The sequence below is a fragment of the Pseudomonas sp. 313 genome (assembly GCF_000316965.1).
Taxonomy (GTDB): domain Bacteria; phylum Pseudomonadota; class Gammaproteobacteria; order Pseudomonadales; family Pseudomonadaceae; genus Chryseomonas; species Chryseomonas benzopyrenica.
Window position 1 is genome coordinate 200,658 of the sequence record NZ_ANBZ01000067.1, and the last position, 15,465, is coordinate 216,122.

Sequence of the window (15,465 nt, forward strand, 5' to 3'; positions counted from 1 at the left end):
CGCCGGCCGTGCTGAGCCGGCCGGCGGTTTAGGTCATTGACGCTGGAACTGCTGATAGTTGTCCGGGGTGACGAGATGCACCGGGATCCAGAGATCACCCTGCAGCGCCTGGTGCTGGGCCAGCTTGACGGCAGCGTCCACGGCGCCGTTGCCCATGGCCACCGGATCACGCAGCACCGTCACGGCCAGCTGCTTGCGCGCGATAGCGGCGAGGCCATCGGGAGTGCCGTCGATACCGCCCACGGGAATGTCCCGGCGACCGGCGCGCTGCAGGGCCATGGCCGCGCCGATGCCCATCTCGTCGTTGTTGGCTGCCACGGCATCGATCTCGCGTCCGCCCAGCAGCCAGTTGCTCATCAGGTCCAGCCCCTTCTCGCGCTGCCAGTCGCCGGACTGCTCCTCCACCACCTTGATATCCGGGTACTTGGTCAGTACGTCCTTGACGCCGGCCGTACGCTTGCGGGTGTCGTCATGGGCCAGGCGGCCGAGAAGGATGGCGAGGTGGCCCTTGCCGCCCATCTGCTTGGCCAGATACTCCATCTGCAGCTGGCCGATGGCGCGCTCGTCGGTGCCCACGAACACCACCCCGGCCGGGAAGCTCTCCACTTCCGGGCGGCTGTTGAGGTAGACCAAGGGGATGCCGGCGGCAGTGGCACGCTGGGTGATCTTGCGGGTAGCCGCGGTATCGGCTGGATTGACGATGAGCACATCGACCTTCTGGGCGATGAAGTTCTCGACATGGCCAAGTTGACGGACCACATCACTGGCGGAGTCTTCCACCTGCAAGGTGGCGCCGCCCTCTACCTGTTTGGCACGGTCCTGCATGGCGCGGACCAGGTAGGCGATGTAATTGTCGAGATTGCCGACGGTAACGCCGATGCGCAGCTCCGCCAGGGATAGACCTGGCAGCGAGGCCAGGACCAGGGCGAGTAGCAGACGACGGAAAATGGACGGACGGGCAGCGGGGCTCTGAAACATCGACATCACCTACTTATTGTTGGAGCGGCGGTACACGGCGACCCGTGCCCGCCTTGGCGGTCAATGACTCGCAATCTATTAGAAAAAAAATTCCATATCAATAGAGTTTGGAATTTTAATAGCTGGCATCGACCGGTCGTACCCTGGTCTACCAGGAATGCTCGAGTTGTACGCCGAGATTGGCGCCATCCAGCGAGGAACCGAAGCTGCCGGTATCGGAAAGCGCCGATCCCGCCGCCAGCAGGTTGGCCGCGTCCTGGGCTGCGCGATTCCACTTGGCATAGGTCACGTAGAAGCGAACCTCGGGATGGGCGTTCTTGAAGGTCAACCCGCGCGGCGACCAGGTCGGCGCGAGGGTCAGCTTGGTCAGCTTGCGGGTACCACCGGGCGCCTGGACCTGGTCGTAGCCAAGCTCGGTCGCCAGCTTCCACTGCTCGGCGAAGCCATAGACGGTCCGGCCGCCGGTGGACAACCAGTGCTGGTCACCCGTATCGCGCTTGTCGGTCTGGTAGACGAATTGCAACTGACCACCCCAGCGCGGACCGATCTGCCAGTCGAAGAACTCCACCAGGCGATAGCTGGCTGAGTCGCGTCGGGTGCCAATGTCACCGGTGGAACCCAGCGCTACCCCGGGCCCCTCGCCGTATTGCAGGGCCAGCGTATTCACCCCACCCCAATTCAGGAAGTTCTGCTGCTTGTGCTGGGCCGTCACCGACCAGCCACTGTGCGCGTCCTGCATGTTCGATGGCTTGTCGATGTAGCTGGCGCCCAGTTCCAGCAGGCCGTTGGGGTTGGTCTGGAAACCGGCCACGTTGAAATCGTAGCGGCTGATGTAACGTGTCTGGTCGAAGTTATCCTTGCGGGAGAAGGCCAGGCTGTATTTGAGATCCCCAATGGGGATGTCTTCCAGGCCGCCACCGGTAGCACTCTGATTCCAGTAGAAGAAGTCGGAGATATCGATGGAGTTGCGCTTGTAGTAACGGCGCCCCACCCAGACCGCGCCGCCGTTGAGGGCCTGTACACCGTTCCAATAGGCATAGCCCTGGACCAGACGGGTCCTGCCGAAGTCGCCGTCGAAGCGCGGCGTATGGTCATAGGCGTTGTATAGCTGGACCATGCCATAGAGCCCAAGACGCGAGCCGTCGTCGAGCCTGAGCAGATCGTGGGACAAGGCGAGTTCGGCCAACTGCTCGCATTCGTTGCCCAGACGAAACTTGGAAGACGCTCCTGGCAGTTGAAAACACTGCTGGGACTGCGACCCCGTGGACGTCCCCAGACCGCCTCTCAGGTAGCCGGAAAAATCCAGGCCGTGCGCCAGCGGCAGGGTGCCACCCAACAAGCCCGTCAACATGACCCTGGTGATAGCTCTGTTCATCATGCTCTCTCTATTTTTTATTTATGAGGCGAAACGTACCGGCGCACTGCAGGGCGCCTGTCTTGAGCGAGCCATTGCCGGCCCGGAAGCCAAACGCCGCCCAGCCGCTCGCGGAGCACGGGTCCAGGACTCGTGCTCGCGGCGGTGGCTAAGGCGTAAGGGTTTGGAGCGACTGGAGCGAGGCGGACTATCAGTCTTTCAGACGTTGCTGAAAACTGTCGACGTTCTCAGGGGTGATCAGCTGGTAAGGCACCCAGACGTTCTGCTCGACCTTCTCCTTTTTCGCCAGCTTGATCGCTGCCTCGACCGCGCCATTGGCCTGGCCCTTGGCATCCTGGAACACCGAGACCGCGAGCAGGCCACGCTTGATCGCCGAGAGGCCATCCGGGGTACCGTCGACGCCGCCGATGAGTACCGAGCCCTTGGCCTTGCCGGCCTGCTGCAAGGCCATGGCCGCGCCGATCGCCATCTCGTCGTTGTTGGCGGCCACGGCATTGAATTCCTTGCCGCCCAGCAGCCAGTTGCTCATGAGGTCCATGGCCTTGTCGCGCAGGTAGACCGCGGACTGCTCTTCCACCACCTTGATGTCCGGATACTTGGCCAGGACCTCTTTCACGCCCTTGGTGCGGTTGTGCGTGGAGTTGTTGGCCAGATCCCCCAGCATGATGACGACACTGCCCTTGCCGCCCATTTTCTCCGCCAGGTACTGCATCTGCAGGGTGCCGGCCTCCAGATCGTTGGAGGCTACGGTGACCACACCTTCAGGCAGCTTGAGTTCATCCGGTCGACGGTTGACGTAGACCAGCGGGATGCCCGCCTTGACCGCGGCCTCGGTGATGTTGCGAGTAGCAGCGGTGTCGACCGGATTGACGATGATGGCGTCCACCTTCTGGCTGATGAAGCTCTGCACCTGGTTCAACTGCTTGACGACATCGGCGCGGGCGTCCTCGAACTGTAATTGGACGTGCTCGCTCTTGGCTTTCTTGGCCATGGACTCACGCAAGTAGGTCAGCCAATTGTCGTCGAATTGCGACATGCTCACGCCGACCTTGAGATCGGCCAAGGCGGACGTGCTGGCTACGAGCAGGGAAAGCGCCAGGGTGGCAAAACGGATTTTCATGCGCATCGAGATAGCTCCAGTCGTTATTGTTTTATTGCGGTGGTAAGGCTTTTTGCTGGCGATCGGATGCCCACGCGCCTGTAGCCAGGCGCGCGGCTATCGAGATAAGGCATTGGGAGGCGGCCGCAGGCCGCCCAGGTCAGCTCGAGCGGAAGAGCACGGCTGCTCCAGGCGAGGCGCAAAGCACCACGCCCTGGCGCTCGTGGCAGAACAGCCGACCCAGCAAGGCGAGCAGCCGTGAATCCCGCCGAATGCGCAGGCGGTGAACGGCGAAGAGCGGAAGATGGGTGGAGTGTGCGGAGGAGTTCATGTCGCGGCACCTGTCATTATTGTTGTCGGGACGCACCTGACGTGCGCAGTACCCTGGTGACTCGTTACAGCAACTGCATCTGACTTTATTGGAAATTTAATTCCATAACAAGATAAAAATAGAATTCAAAATCTACGCGAGACAACTATCCAGGTCTTGTTTCGAGCTTCACGACGCCTGCTCGAATGCCTGAGCGTCAGGCTGCGAAGGGACGGACGCTACCTTCACTGCCTGCCCATCCAGGGCGCTCTGGCGCGCGGCATCCAGCACGGCCTGACAGGCCAGCGCCTCGCGGGTGGAGACCGGCGGGGCACTGCCTTGGGTCAGCGTCGCCAGCCACCTGGCATAGAAAAGGTCCCAGCGACCGCGTTCGCTGGGTATCCGTTCACGCTCTTCGCCCCGACTGAGCCAACCCCAGCGCTGATGCTCTTCAGCCCCCCAGTTGCCTTTCTCGCTACGCGGCGAAAGGCCCTGCAACAGCGCCTGAGTCTGTCCATCCAGCCCCTCCACCGTGTAGACGCCCTCCTCGCCCACTACCCGTAGACGCCAGGGGCAACCCTGCAGACAACTGCCGGAAAGATGCGAGATCACGCCGCCCTGGTGCTGCAGGGAGATGAAGAATTCATCGTCCCGCTCGGGATCGCCCTGATGGAAAAGCACCTCGGCATACACCTGAGTGACCGGCCCGAACAGCGTCAGCGCTTGGTCCACCAGATGACTGCCAAGATCGCGCAGCAGCCCACCACCGCTGGTGGCGCTGGCCTTGTGCGGCTCATCCACCTGGATGCGCGACTCGAAGATCCGCACCGGGCCCAGAGTACCTTCGCGTAGCAATTTAGCGACGGTGAGCACATCCGAGTCCCAACGACGATTCTGGTAGACGGTCAGAGCTACGCCGGCACGCTCGGCCGCCTGCACCATGTCCTGGGCATCCTGAAAATTGAGCGCGAACGGCTTGTCGCTTACCACGGGAATGCCGTGCTGGATCGCCTCCAGAACCAGGGCCTTGCGCTCGGCGACCGGCGCTGAGATCACCAGGGCATCTATCCCGGCGGCGACCAGGCTGGCCAGGTCATCGTGGCAGGCCACCCCGGGATGATCCTGAGCCACCTCGGCACGCCGCTGCGGGGAGCGGGTGACGACGCCGACCAGCCGCGCGCCTGCGGTACTGACGATCAGGGGGGCATGAAAGAAACGGCCACCCAGGCCATAGCCGACCAATCCGATACGCATGGTTCGATTCTCCTCGTACAGCAAAGAAAAACCCCCGCAGGCAGCGCGCCAGCGGGGGTCGGGACTCAGCCGTAGAAGGCTGGCCGAGTCGGCAGGGTGATGGGCACGATGGTGCCGCTGCGCTGGGCATTGACGCAGGCATCGCCGGTCACCGCAGCGATGTAGCCGTCCCAGGAGGACGGCCCGGTCAGTTGGCCGGCCTTGAGATCGTCGATGAAGGCCTGCAGCTCCACGTCATAGGCCAGCAGGAAGCGCTGCTTCCAGTCCACCAGAATCTCGTTGGACAGCTTGGCGTCGCTGCGCAGCTGCACCGAGGAGGGCTCCGGCAGTCGGGCAATGCCATGCTCGCCAACCACCTCGCACTGGATGTCGTAACCGTACTGGCAATTGACGAAGATCTCGACGTCGATACGTACCCCCTTGGCCGTCTCCAGCAGGACCACCTGGGGATCCTTGAGGTGCGCCAGGGCCTGTGAGGTCTTGCGTGGGAAGACCACCTGGGCCGACACATACTGATCGTCCAGCAGCCAGGCCAGCACATTGATCTCGTGGATCAGGGTATCGGTGATGGCCATGTCGGTGGTATAGCCTTCGCCCACGCTGGGATTGCGGTGTGCGGCATGGATCATCAACGGCTCGCCGATCCGCTGGCCATCGATCACCGCCTTGAGCTGGCGATAACCAGCGTCGTAGGGACGCATGAAGCCCACCTGGACCAGACGCTTGCCATGGGCCTGCTCGGCGTCGACGATGCGCTTGCAACCTTCCGCGGTCACCGCCAGTGGCTTTTCGCAGAACACCGGTTTGCCGGCGGCGATGGCGGCCAGCACGTATTCTTCATGAGTCGGACCCCAGGAGGTGACCACTACCGCCTGGACGTCCGCCGCGCCGACCAGGGCGTGGCCATCCGGATAGACCTCGGCGGTAATGCCTTCCTCCTGGACAACCCGGGCGGCCTGTTCGAGGTTGATGTCGGTTACCGCCACCACACGGCTGCCCAGCAGCTTGTGGCTGAGACGACGGATGTGTTCGCGGCCGATGGCGCCAGTACCGATAACACCGATGTTCAAGGTCATGACTTCTGTTCTCCGATTGAAATTGTTGTTACGCGAGAAAGCCGGGGACGAAAGCGATCAGTACTGGCGAGCCTGGGCGGTCTTCTCCTTGAGCATCTGCGAGACGGCAGCGATCTTCTCGCTGGTGGAAACCTCGGCGCCGCCGACGCGCCACCAGGACAGGTACTTGTGGATCATGGTCTTGGGCAGCACCTTGATGTCGATCAGGGTAGAGACCTGTTGCTGGCGGGCATCGGCCAGGGCGGCATCGAGCTCTTCCAGCGTCTTCACGCGATAGGTCTTGCAGCCGTAGGCGGCGGCGCTCATGGCGAAGTCCACCGGCACGAAGTCACCGTCGAGCTTGCCGGTCTCCGGATTGCGGAAGCGGAACTCGGTGCCGAAGCTGCCCATGCCGTGTTCCATCTGCAGGTTGTTGATGCAGCCGAAGGTCATGTTGTCGAGCAGCACCACATTGATCTTGCGGCGCTCCTGGATGGAGGTGGCCAGTTCCGAGTGCAGCATCTGGTAGGAGCCGTCACCGACCAAGGCGTAGACCTCACGCTCGGGTTCAGCCAGCTTCACGCCCAGGGCGGCGTTGATCTCGTAGCCCATGCAGGAGTAGCCGTATTCCAGGTGATAGGTATTGACCCCCTTGCTGCGCCAGGCGCGCTGCAGGTCACCGGGCAGGCTGCCGGCGGCGGCGACGATGACGGCGTCGTCGTCCAGCCGTTCGTTGAGACGGCCGAGCACCTGACTCTGGGTGAGCGAAGAACCTGTCAGCTGGACGAAATCCTCCAGCACCGCTCGCGGCAAGTCGTCGTCGATCTCCGGTACGAAGTCGGGCGCGTCGTAGCGTGCGGCGTAGACTCGATCGATTTCCTGCCGGTATTGCTCACGGGCCTCGCCCACTTGAGCCCCCCAGTCGGCGCGATAACCGACAGCGTCCAGGGCCTCGGTCAGGGCGCTGAGGGCTTCGCGGGCATCGGCCACCACGGCCAGGCCGTCGAGCTTGCCAGCATCGAAGGCGGCCACGTTGAGGTTGAGGAACTCCACCTCGGGATGCTGGTAGAGCCACTTCGAGGAGGTGGTGAAATCGGTGTAGCGCGTACCCACGCCGATGATCAGATCCGCGTCCTTGGCCAGCAGGTTGGCGGCCAGGCAGCCGGTCTCGCCGATGCCGCCGACATTGAGTTCGTGGCTGGAGACGATGGCGCTCTTGCCGGCCTGGGTCTCGGCGAAGGGCATCTCGAAGCGCTCGGCGAAACGCTGCAGGGCCTCGGCGGCGCCGGAATACTTCACCCCACCGCCGCAGATCAGCAGCGGCTTGCGCTTGCGCTTGAGCAGCTGCACCGCCTCCTCGATGGCAGCGGCCACCGGCGGCCGCCGATCCAGACGGTGCACCCGCTTGGCGAAGAAGTAGTCGGGATAGTCGTAGGCCTCGCCCTGGACATCCTGGGGCAGCGCCAGGGTCACGGCACCGGTCTCGGCCGGATCGGTCAGCACGCGCATGGCGTTGATCGCCGCGCTCATCAGCTGCTCGGGCCGGTTGATGCGATCCCAGTACTTGCTCACCGCGCGGAAGGCATCGTTGGTGCTGATCGACAGGTCGTGGAATTGCTCGATCTGCTGCAGCACCGGATCGGGCTGGCGACTGGCATAGACGTCACCGGGCAACAGCAGCAGCGGAATGCGGTTGGCAGTAGCGGTGGCTGCGGCGGTCAGCATGTTGGCCGCGCCCGGACCCACCGAGGAGCTGCAGGCATAGATCTGCCGACGCAGCTTCTGCTTGGCGAAACCGGTGGCGGCGTGGGCCATGCCCTGCTCGTTGCGCCCCTGGTGCACCACCAGGTCACCGGCATCCTGCTCCAGCGCCTGGCCCAGGCCCAGTACGTTGCCGTGACCGAAGATGGTGAAGACGCCGGCGACGAACTTGGTTTCCACGCCGTCGACGCTGAGGTACTGGTTATCGAGGAACTTCACCAGGGCCTGGGCCATGGTCAAACGTTGGGTGCTCATGGATTCACCTCTTCGATCTAGAGACTCCCGGGAGTTATCCACCCGGGAGGCGCGTCACCCAGCGACAGCTTCGCCAGCCACCTGTTTTTCCAACAGGGCTACGCTCTGCGCTAGGGCTGATTGCGGATCAGCGAGTGCATGGACGCTGGCAGCGAAGGGCTCGAACGAGAGATAGCCGCGGTAACCGTCGTCGAGGAGGTGCTTGATCTGCTCTGCGTTGCCGAGAATATCCGCCTCACCTACCAGTACCCGGTGCACATCGCGAATCTGATTAAGAGGCAAGTCCGCATCTTCAACGCCGGAGATGTGCACCAGGCCAGTCAGCTCGGCGAAGAACTCGGTCTCGCCCGCCAGATGATGGTGGAAGGTGTCGTGCACCAGACGGAACACGTCCAGTCCGCCAACTGCCTTGATGGCCTCCACCGCCTGCCGCTTGAGGCGCAGTGAGCACTCTTCGAAACCCAACGGTTCGACGAAGCCGAGGATGCCGTGGTCGCGCAGAATGGGGGCCAACTCGCTCAGGGCCGTGCGCAGGTCACGGGCACGCTGAGCGGCGTCGCGGCTGTCGGTACGGTCATTGAGCGGGCACATCACCAGCCCCTCGGCGCCACAGGCCTTGGCATAGGCAGCCAGTTTCAGCGTCTGGGCGCGGCGTTCGTCGTTCCAGACGTCGAAGGGATAGAGGGCGTTGATGGACAGAAGGCGGATACTTTCGCCTTGGCAAAGGTCACGAACCCGCTCTGGTGGAGTGCCATCATCTATTTCCACATCATTGAGATCGTTACGGATTTCAATGGCGTCACTGCCCATGGCCTTGGTCAAGCGAATGAACGCCGAAAGGTCCAGGGAGGGGGCAACGATTCGATTGAAGGCAAAACGCAGCGGCTGACTCATTTGTTCTTGTACTCCAGGGGCGTTGAGGTTGGGGTCACTTGGCGGTAGGCATGCTGAATTCGGCGCCCTTGGCGATGCTGTCGGGCCAGCGCTGCATCACGCTCTTGTAGCGGGTGTAGAAGCGCAGGCCTTCCTCGCCATAGGCGTGGTGATCGCCGAACAGCGATCTCTTCCAGCCACCGAAGGAATGCCAGGCCATGGGCACCGGGATGGGTACGTTGATGCCGACCATGCCCACCTTGATGGTGCGGGCGAAGGCGCGGGCGATGCCGCCGTCGCGGGTGAAGCAGGAGACGCCGTTGCCGAATTCGTGGGCGTTGATCAGCGCCACCGCGCTGGCGAAATCCGGCACCCGCACGATGCCCAGTACCGGACCGAAGATCTCTTCCTTGTAAATGGTCATTTCCGGAGTCACGCCATCGAACAGGGTGGCGCCAACGAAGAAGCCGTTTTCGGCGCCGGGCACCTTGAAGTTGCGGCCATCGACCAGCAGCTTGGCACCCTCCTCCACACCTTTCGTGATATAGCCCTCCACCTTGGCCTTGTGCTGCCCGGTCACCAGCGGCCCCATGTCGGCATCGGCTTCCACGCCGTTGCGCACCCGCAGGGCATCGATGCGCGGCAGCAGTTTCTCGATCAGGGCATCGCCCACCTCACCCACCGCCACGGCGATGGAGATGGCCATGCAGCGCTCGCCGGCCGAGCCGAAACCGGCGCCGATCAGGGCGTCGGCGGCCTGGTCCAGGTCGGCGTCGGGCATCACGATCATGTGGTTCTTGGCACCGCCCAGGGCCTGGACGCGCTTGCCGCGGCGGGTGCCTTCCTGGTGGATGTATTCGGCGATGGGAGTGGAGCCGACAAAGGAAATGGCCTCCACGTCCGGATGCTGCAGGAGGGCGTCGACCGCCACCTTGTCACCCTGGACCACATTGAACACGCCATCGGGCAAGCCGGCCTGCTTGAGCAGCTCGGCCAGCAGCAGGCTGGCGGACGGATCGCGCTCGGAGGGCTTCAGGATGAAGGTATTGCCGGTGGCCAGCGCCATGGGAATCATCCACAGCGGCACCATCACCGGGAAGTTGAAGGGGGTGATGCCGGCGCACACACCCAGCGGCTGGCGCAGGTTCCAGTTGTCGATGCCGCCACCGATGTTATCGCTGTAGCTGGTCTTGGCCAGGTGCGGCGCGCCGCAGGCAAATTCCACCACCTCGATGCCGCGGGTCACCTCGCCCATGGCGTCGGACAGCACCTTGCCGTGCTCGCGGGTGATCAGCGCCGCCAGTTCCTCGTGGTGCTGGTCGAGCAGCTCCTTGAAGCGGAACAGGATGCGCGAACGGCGCAAGGCTGATTGCTCGGACCAGGCAGGAAAGGCCGCCTTGGCCGCCGCGACGGCCTGCTCGACGGTCTGCGCCGTAGCCTGGGCGACCCGCGCCTGAACGACGCCTTCGGCCGGATTGAAGACGTCGCTGAAACGCTCGGCCTGGGCCACGATCTCGCCGTTGATGTAATGCCCGATGACGGGGGTTTCGCTCATGTGCTGCATCCTTGTGTCTGAGCCGCCGTGCGGCTGATGAAGGGGGACTTACCGCTCCAGCAGCCACTCGTGCTGCGGATCGTTGTGGAATTTCCAGACGCGCTTGGGGCCGGCCATCACGTTGAGGTAATAGGACTCATAGCCATAGGGCACGCTGACCGGGTGATAGCCGCGCGGTACCAGCACCACGTCGTGGTCTTCCACCGCCATGGCCTGATCCAGGTCGCGCTCGTCGGTGTAGACGCGCTGGAAGATGAACCCCTGCCCCGGATCGATACGGTGGTAGTAGGACTCCTCCAACAGACTTTCCGAAGGCAGGTTGTCGCGGTCATGGCGATGGGGCGGATAGCTGGAGGAATGCCCGGATGGAGTGCGCACCTCCACCACCAGTAGCGAATGGGCCGCCGCCGTATCCGGCAGGATGTCGCAGACATAACGGGTATTGGCGCCCTTGCCACGGGTGGATCTCTGCATGCTCGCCGGCTCGATCAGCCGCGGTGGCAGCCGGTCTGCTACCACCGGATTGCCGGGCGAGGTGCAGACGGCCACTTCAGCGGCGCTGTCGGCGGTCACCCGCGCCTCGCTGCCGGGCGGCAGGTAGGCGGCATAGGGCGAGACGTCCTCGAAGACACTCTGGCGACCGGCCAGTCCGCGCCAGGCGAAGTCGCCCAGTTGCGGATGCCCGCCTTCGATACTGGCGCCGCCGCTGAGCAGCACGATGCAGACTTCCAGGTCACCCGCCACCACCGGCAGGGATTCCCCCGGTTGCAGGCGGTGGGCGGCGAAGCCGACATAGTCCAGGGCACCGGCCGGGACGCTGACGATGTCGCGGGCGCTCCGGTCGGCTTTGACGAGCAGATTCATCGCGGGTCTCCTCAGGCAGTGGCCTGCGCCACCAGTTGGCGCAGATGGTCGTAGCCTTTCTTGGCGTATTCGTAGGCCGGCGCCACGGCCGGGTCCTGCTCGGCTTCCACCACCAGCCAGCCTGAATAGCCGGCGGCCACCAACACCTTGAGCAGCGCCGAGAAGTCGATGTCGCCATCCCCCGGCACGGTGAAGGTGCCGTTGAGGATGCAATCCGGAAAGCTCCACTGGTTGTTGCGCGCCAGCTGTACCACGTCCTTGCGCACGTCCTTGAAGTGCACATGGCAGACCCGGTCGATGTGTTGCTGCAGCACGCTCAAGGGATCGCCACCGCCCATGTAGCAATGACCGGCATCGAACAGCAGGCCGACGTCCGGGGAGGTCAGTGCCAGCAACCGGGCGATGTCCTCGGGCGACTCCACGTAGGCGCCCATATGGTGGTGATAGGCCAGGCGCACGCCCTGGCTCAGAGTGAAGGCGGCCAGCCGATCGAGCTTATCGGCATAGGCCTGCCAGGCGGCTTCGCTGTGGAAGCGCGGCCGTTCGATCAGCGGCACCCGCTGACTCTGAATCGACCCGGCCACCTCGCCATAGACCAGCACCTTGGCGCCGTTCTCGGCCAGCAGCCGGCAGTGTGGGCGGATCGCCTCGATCTCGGCCTCGACATCACGGTGCGCCAGGCCGCTGGAATACCAGCCGGACACCAGCTCCAATCCGTGCTGACCCAGCACCTCGCCCAGGGCCTTGGGCTCGCTGGGAAACTTGCCGCCCAGCTCGAAGCCCTGGAAGCCAATTTCCTTGCCCTCGCGCAGGATGGTCGAAAGCGGGGTGTCACCGCCCAGGGCCGGCAGGTCGTCGTTGGCCCAGGAGATGGGATTGATGCCGATCTTGAGTTGTTGTTGTGCAGTCATGTCAGCCCTACTCATTGGATAGCGATCAGGCGCGAGCGGCGCGCCAGGCCTGGATCAGGAATTCGAAGGTGGCGCGCACCTGGGCGATCAGCCCGGCATCGTCGATCTCACCGGCGAGCCAGGCCCGACTCGGTTGGCCGAAGATGGTCCGGCCCACGGCAAAGCCGCGGCAGCGGGTACTGGCACTGGCCTGACGAAAGCCTTCGGCCAGTTCCTCGGCCGGGGCATTGAGGCCCAGCAGCACTACGCCTTGGCAATGGGGATCGCGTTCGGCGATCAGGGTGTCGAGTTGCTGCCAGACACCGGCCGGCTGGGCCTCGATCTTCCACCAGTCGGGGTAGATGCCCAGGTTGTACAGCCGCTTGATGGCGCGGTAGAGCACGTCGGGCCGGGTGGACGCATGGTTCTTCGGCGGGATGACCTCCAGTAGGAGCTCATGACCGCTGGCCTGGGCCGCCTGGTACAGCCCCCTGAGCTGGGCCTCCTGCTCCAGCCGCAGCAGCGGCTCGTCATCGGGGTGGAATTGCACCAGGCACTTGATGATCTGCTCGTCCGGCCAGCTCAGCAGGGTGCTGCCCACCGAGCGGCCATGCTCGAAGGCCAGCGGCCGCGAATTCTGTAATTCAACCGGCCGGGCCACCCACCAGCCACGGCCGGTGGCGGCATTCAGTGCATCCTGACCGAAGCGCTCGTCGGCCAGCAGCCCGACATCCGCCGCCACGCCCTGGCACGCCAGCGCCTGCTCGACCTCGGCGATGGCCTGGACGAACAACTGCTTAAGTTGGGGAATGCGCGCCGGATCGGCCCCCACTTGCTGGGCGCTTTCCACCAGCTGGTAGCGGTGATCAAAGGCGAAGATGAACAGCGGCTGCCAAACGCGGCGGCGGACGCTGACCCGGTGCAGGCGAGTGAGCACGGGATCGAGGTCCGGCCGGGTGATGGGCACCGGGCTGTGGTGGAGGTAGTCCAGTTCGGCCAGGGTCGGCATGGCCGGCGCACAGCCATGGCGCGATACCACCAGTCCACCGCAGGCATTGGCCAGCCGGCAGCATTCGGCATCGTCGCCACCGGTCAGCCAGCCACGCAGGAAGCCGGACATGAAGGCATCGCCCGCGCCCAGCACATTGAGCACCTCGACGCGGATGCCGCGATGGATCTCGCCCTCCTGGAGACGCGCCGGGATGGCGCCGTGGAGCACCGTGCAGCCCTGGGCGCCGAGCTTGACCACCAGGGTCGCCGCGGTCACCTCGCGGACCCGGCGCAGGGCGGTGAGCAGGTCTTCGCTGCCCCCGGCGATCTGGAATTCCTCTTCGGTGCCCACCACCAGGTCGAAGCGCGGCAGGATGCGCTGCACATGGGCGCTGACCTCGGCGCTGGCGATGAAGCGGGTCTCGCCATCGGCCTTGCCGGTCAGCCCCCAGAGCACGGGGCGGTAATCGATGTCCAGCACCCGCTTCACGCCATTGCGCTCGGCGTAGTCCAGCGCCCGGCTGCTGGCCTGGAACACGCCCTCGGTGGAGAAGTGGGTACCGGTGATCAATAGCGCCTTGCTGCTGGCGATGAAGGCCTCGTCGATGTCGTCCACGCCCAGCGCCATATCGGCGCAATTCTCGCGATAGAACACCAGGGGAAAGGTCTCGCGGTCCTTGATGCCCAGCAGCACCATGGCGGTCAGGCGCTCGCGATCCACCCGAACGCCGCGAGTGTCGCAGCCTTCGCGCGCCAGGGTCTGGGTCAGGAAACGGCCCATATGGTCATCGCCGACCCGGGTCAGCATCGCCGACTTCAGCCCCAGGCGCGCAGTGCCGAAGGCGATGTTGGCGGAGGACCCGCCCAGGTACTTGGCGAAGCTGCTGACGTCTTCCAGTGGCGCGCCGATCTGCTGCGCATAGAGGTCGACGCCCAGCCGCCCGAGGCAGATCACGTCGAACTGGCGTCCACTGGCGAAGAAATTGTCACCCATTGGTGGCTCCTGCTTATTGTTATCGGCCGACCGTTCGTACCCGAGGGCCGAATACGTTTTGAAGTGAGCTCAGGCTAGAACGCCGCCACCAACAAATCAACAAAAATTCCACATGAGTATTTATGGAATTTAATTTCCATATCCGGAAGACGCCCGGACCGGTACCCGACTTCGACGCCACCCGCCGAATGGGTTAAGTTGCCGACATAAGAATCCCACCGTGAGATTGCCCATGCCCTCTGATTCCCTGGCCGACGACGTTACCAGCAGCGCTCCGCTGGCCGATCCGCCTGGCAATGTCGAGCAACTGCTGGCCTGTATCACCCGCGATTACGACGCCCTGCCACGCCAGCTCAAGCGCGTTGCGGCCTATGTCAGCCAGCAGAGCGACAGGGTCATGGTCGATCGCATCAGCGACATTGCCAGCCAGTGCGAAGTCCATCCTTCAGCCATCGTGCGCTTCTCCCAGCGCTTCGGTTTCAAGGGCTTCAGCGAAATGCAGGCACTGTTTCGCGAGGCCTACACCCACAAGACCACGCCGGTGCAGAACTACCAGCAGCGCATCCGCAACATGATCGCCAACAAGAGCCAGCGGGCCAGCAGCGGCGATCTGGCTCGCGAGTGCATCAACGCCACCCGTTCAGGCCTGGATCGACTGGCCGAGGAACTGGACGATGCCGCCTTCGCCAAGGCCGTCGACCTGCTGGTGAATGCCGAGAACATCTATGTGGTGGGGGTGCGTCGCTCCTTCGCCGTAGCCGATTACCTGGTCTACAACCTGCAGCACACCAACAAGCGCATCCACCTCATCACCGGTCTGGGCGGCGGCTATCGCGAGCAGATGCGCAGCATCGCCCAGGGCGACCTGCTGATCGCCATCAGCTTCAGCCCCTATGGCAAGGAAAGTCAGCAATGCGTGCGCATTGCCCAGCACCACAAGGCCAAGACGCTGATCATCACCGACAGCAACCTCTCGCCCCTGGCCAAGCGCGCCAGCGCGCTGCTACTGGTCAATGAAGGCAGCGCCTTCGCCTTCCGATCGTTGAGTGCCACCCTGTGCCTCTGTCAGGCGCTGTTCCTGGCCCTTGGCTATCGCCTGGAATTGAAGATGGATGAGATTCAGCTGACTCAGGAAGAAGACGACTAGCTTGATAAGGGCGGGCCAGAGCAGACCTTCCGCTCTCGAAGAAGCCTTGTCCATTTTTTAGAAAA

13 protein-coding genes are annotated in these 15,465 nt (G+C 63.8%); 1 reads left to right on the top strand and 12 read right to left on the bottom strand.

What is annotated here, in order from left to right:
- Positions 1-33: 33 nt before the first annotated feature.
- The 12 genes from C722_RS0114170 to iolC all read right to left on the bottom strand — a co-directional run bounded on the left by C722_RS0114170 (position 34) and on the right by iolC (position 14,253).
- Entirely contained in the window at positions 34-978 is a 945-nt protein-coding gene (locus tag C722_RS0114170; protein WP_017641127.1) for a sugar ABC transporter substrate-binding protein, read from the bottom strand.
- A gap of 148 nt (positions 979-1,126) precedes the next feature.
- Positions 1,127-2,353 (bottom strand): carbohydrate porin, encoded by a 1,227-nt coding sequence (locus C722_RS0114175; RefSeq protein WP_026083851.1) that lies wholly within the window; start codon positions 2,351-2,353, stop codon positions 1,127-1,129.
- 190 nt (positions 2,354-2,543) lie between these two features.
- On the bottom strand, positions 2,544-3,479 hold the full coding sequence (locus tag C722_RS0114180) for a sugar ABC transporter substrate-binding protein (RefSeq protein ID WP_017641129.1): 936 nt from the start codon (positions 3,477-3,479) through the stop codon (positions 2,544-2,546).
- A gap of 133 nt (positions 3,480-3,612) precedes the next feature.
- Complete coding sequence (locus tag C722_RS26230) at positions 3,613-3,783, bottom strand: hypothetical protein (RefSeq protein ID WP_156522377.1); 171 nt, start codon at positions 3,781-3,783, stop codon at positions 3,613-3,615.
- Positions 3,784-3,951: 168 nt separating this feature from the next.
- On the bottom strand, positions 3,952-5,016 hold the full coding sequence (locus C722_RS0114185; RefSeq protein WP_017641130.1) for a Gfo/Idh/MocA family protein: 1,065 nt from the start codon (positions 5,014-5,016) through the stop codon (positions 3,952-3,954).
- Between the two features lie 65 nt (positions 5,017-5,081).
- A complete protein-coding gene (locus C722_RS0114190) occupies positions 5,082-6,092 on the bottom strand; it encodes a Gfo/Idh/MocA family protein (RefSeq protein ID WP_017641131.1) in 1,011 nt (336 codons plus the stop codon).
- Between the two features lie 57 nt (positions 6,093-6,149).
- Complete coding sequence (gene iolD / locus C722_RS0114195; RefSeq protein ID WP_017641132.1) at positions 6,150-8,087, bottom strand: 3D-(3,5/4)-trihydroxycyclohexane-1,2-dione acylhydrolase (decyclizing); 1,938 nt, start codon at positions 8,085-8,087, stop codon at positions 6,150-6,152.
- Positions 8,088-8,141: 54 nt separating this feature from the next.
- Positions 8,142-8,981, bottom strand: a complete 840-nt coding sequence (locus C722_RS0114200; protein ID WP_017641133.1) for a TIM barrel protein — start codon at positions 8,979-8,981, stop codon at positions 8,142-8,144.
- 34 nt (positions 8,982-9,015) lie between these two features.
- Complete coding sequence (locus C722_RS0114205; RefSeq protein ID WP_017641134.1) at positions 9,016-10,515, bottom strand: CoA-acylating methylmalonate-semialdehyde dehydrogenase; 1,500 nt, start codon at positions 10,513-10,515, stop codon at positions 9,016-9,018.
- A 48-nt stretch (positions 10,516-10,563) separates the two neighbouring features.
- Positions 10,564-11,379, bottom strand: a complete 816-nt coding sequence (iolB, locus tag C722_RS0114210; RefSeq protein WP_017641135.1) for a 5-deoxy-glucuronate isomerase — start codon at positions 11,377-11,379, stop codon at positions 10,564-10,566.
- Between the two features lie 11 nt (positions 11,380-11,390).
- A complete protein-coding gene (gene iolE, locus C722_RS0114215) occupies positions 11,391-12,290 on the bottom strand; it encodes a myo-inosose-2 dehydratase (RefSeq protein WP_017641136.1) in 900 nt (299 codons plus the stop codon).
- A gap of 25 nt (positions 12,291-12,315) precedes the next feature.
- Positions 12,316-14,253: a 5-dehydro-2-deoxygluconokinase gene (gene iolC, locus C722_RS0114220; RefSeq protein WP_017641137.1), complete on the bottom strand. Its 1,938-nt coding sequence runs from the start codon at positions 14,251-14,253 to the stop codon at positions 12,316-12,318.
- Between the two features lie 232 nt (positions 14,254-14,485).
- Between iolC and C722_RS0114225 the strand changes: the two genes are divergently transcribed.
- A complete protein-coding gene (locus C722_RS0114225; RefSeq protein ID WP_007161507.1) occupies positions 14,486-15,400 on the top strand; it encodes a MurR/RpiR family transcriptional regulator in 915 nt (304 codons plus the stop codon).
- Positions 15,401-15,465: the final 65 nt, after the last annotated feature.

Bases quoted from the DNA above. Each gene is read 5' to 3' on its own strand.
- C722_RS0114170 (WP_017641127.1), bottom strand. From the start codon at position 978: ATGTTTCAGAGCCCCGCTGCCCGTCCGTCCATTTTCCGTCGTCTGCTA.
- C722_RS0114175 (WP_026083851.1), bottom strand. From the start codon at position 2,353: ATGAACAGAGCTATCACCAGGGTCATGTTGACGGGCTTGTTGGGTGGC.
- C722_RS0114180 (WP_017641129.1), bottom strand. From the start codon at position 3,479: ATGCGCATGAAAATCCGTTTTGCCACCCTGGCGCTTTCCCTGCTCGTA.
- C722_RS26230 (WP_156522377.1), bottom strand. From the start codon at position 3,783: ATGAACTCCTCCGCACACTCCACCCATCTTCCGCTCTTCGCCGTTCAC.
- C722_RS0114185 (WP_017641130.1), bottom strand. From the start codon at position 5,016: ATGCGTATCGGATTGGTCGGCTATGGCCTGGGTGGCCGTTTCTTTCAT.
- C722_RS0114190 (WP_017641131.1), bottom strand. From the start codon at position 6,092: ATGACCTTGAACATCGGTGTTATCGGTACTGGCGCCATCGGCCGCGAA.
- iolD (WP_017641132.1), bottom strand. From the start codon at position 8,087: ATGAGCACCCAACGTTTGACCATGGCCCAGGCCCTGGTGAAGTTCCTC.
- C722_RS0114200 (WP_017641133.1), bottom strand. From the start codon at position 8,981: ATGAGTCAGCCGCTGCGTTTTGCCTTCAATCGAATCGTTGCCCCCTCC.
- C722_RS0114205 (WP_017641134.1), bottom strand. From the start codon at position 10,515: ATGAGCGAAACCCCCGTCATCGGGCATTACATCAACGGCGAGATCGTG.
- iolB (WP_017641135.1), bottom strand. From the start codon at position 11,379: ATGAATCTGCTCGTCAAAGCCGACCGGAGCGCCCGCGACATCGTCAGC.
- iolE (WP_017641136.1), bottom strand. From the start codon at position 12,290: ATGACTGCACAACAACAACTCAAGATCGGCATCAATCCCATCTCCTGG.
- iolC (WP_017641137.1), bottom strand. From the start codon at position 14,253: ATGGGTGACAATTTCTTCGCCAGTGGACGCCAGTTCGACGTGATCTGC.
- C722_RS0114225 (WP_007161507.1), top strand. From the start codon at position 14,486: ATGCCCTCTGATTCCCTGGCCGACGACGTTACCAGCAGCGCTCCGCTG.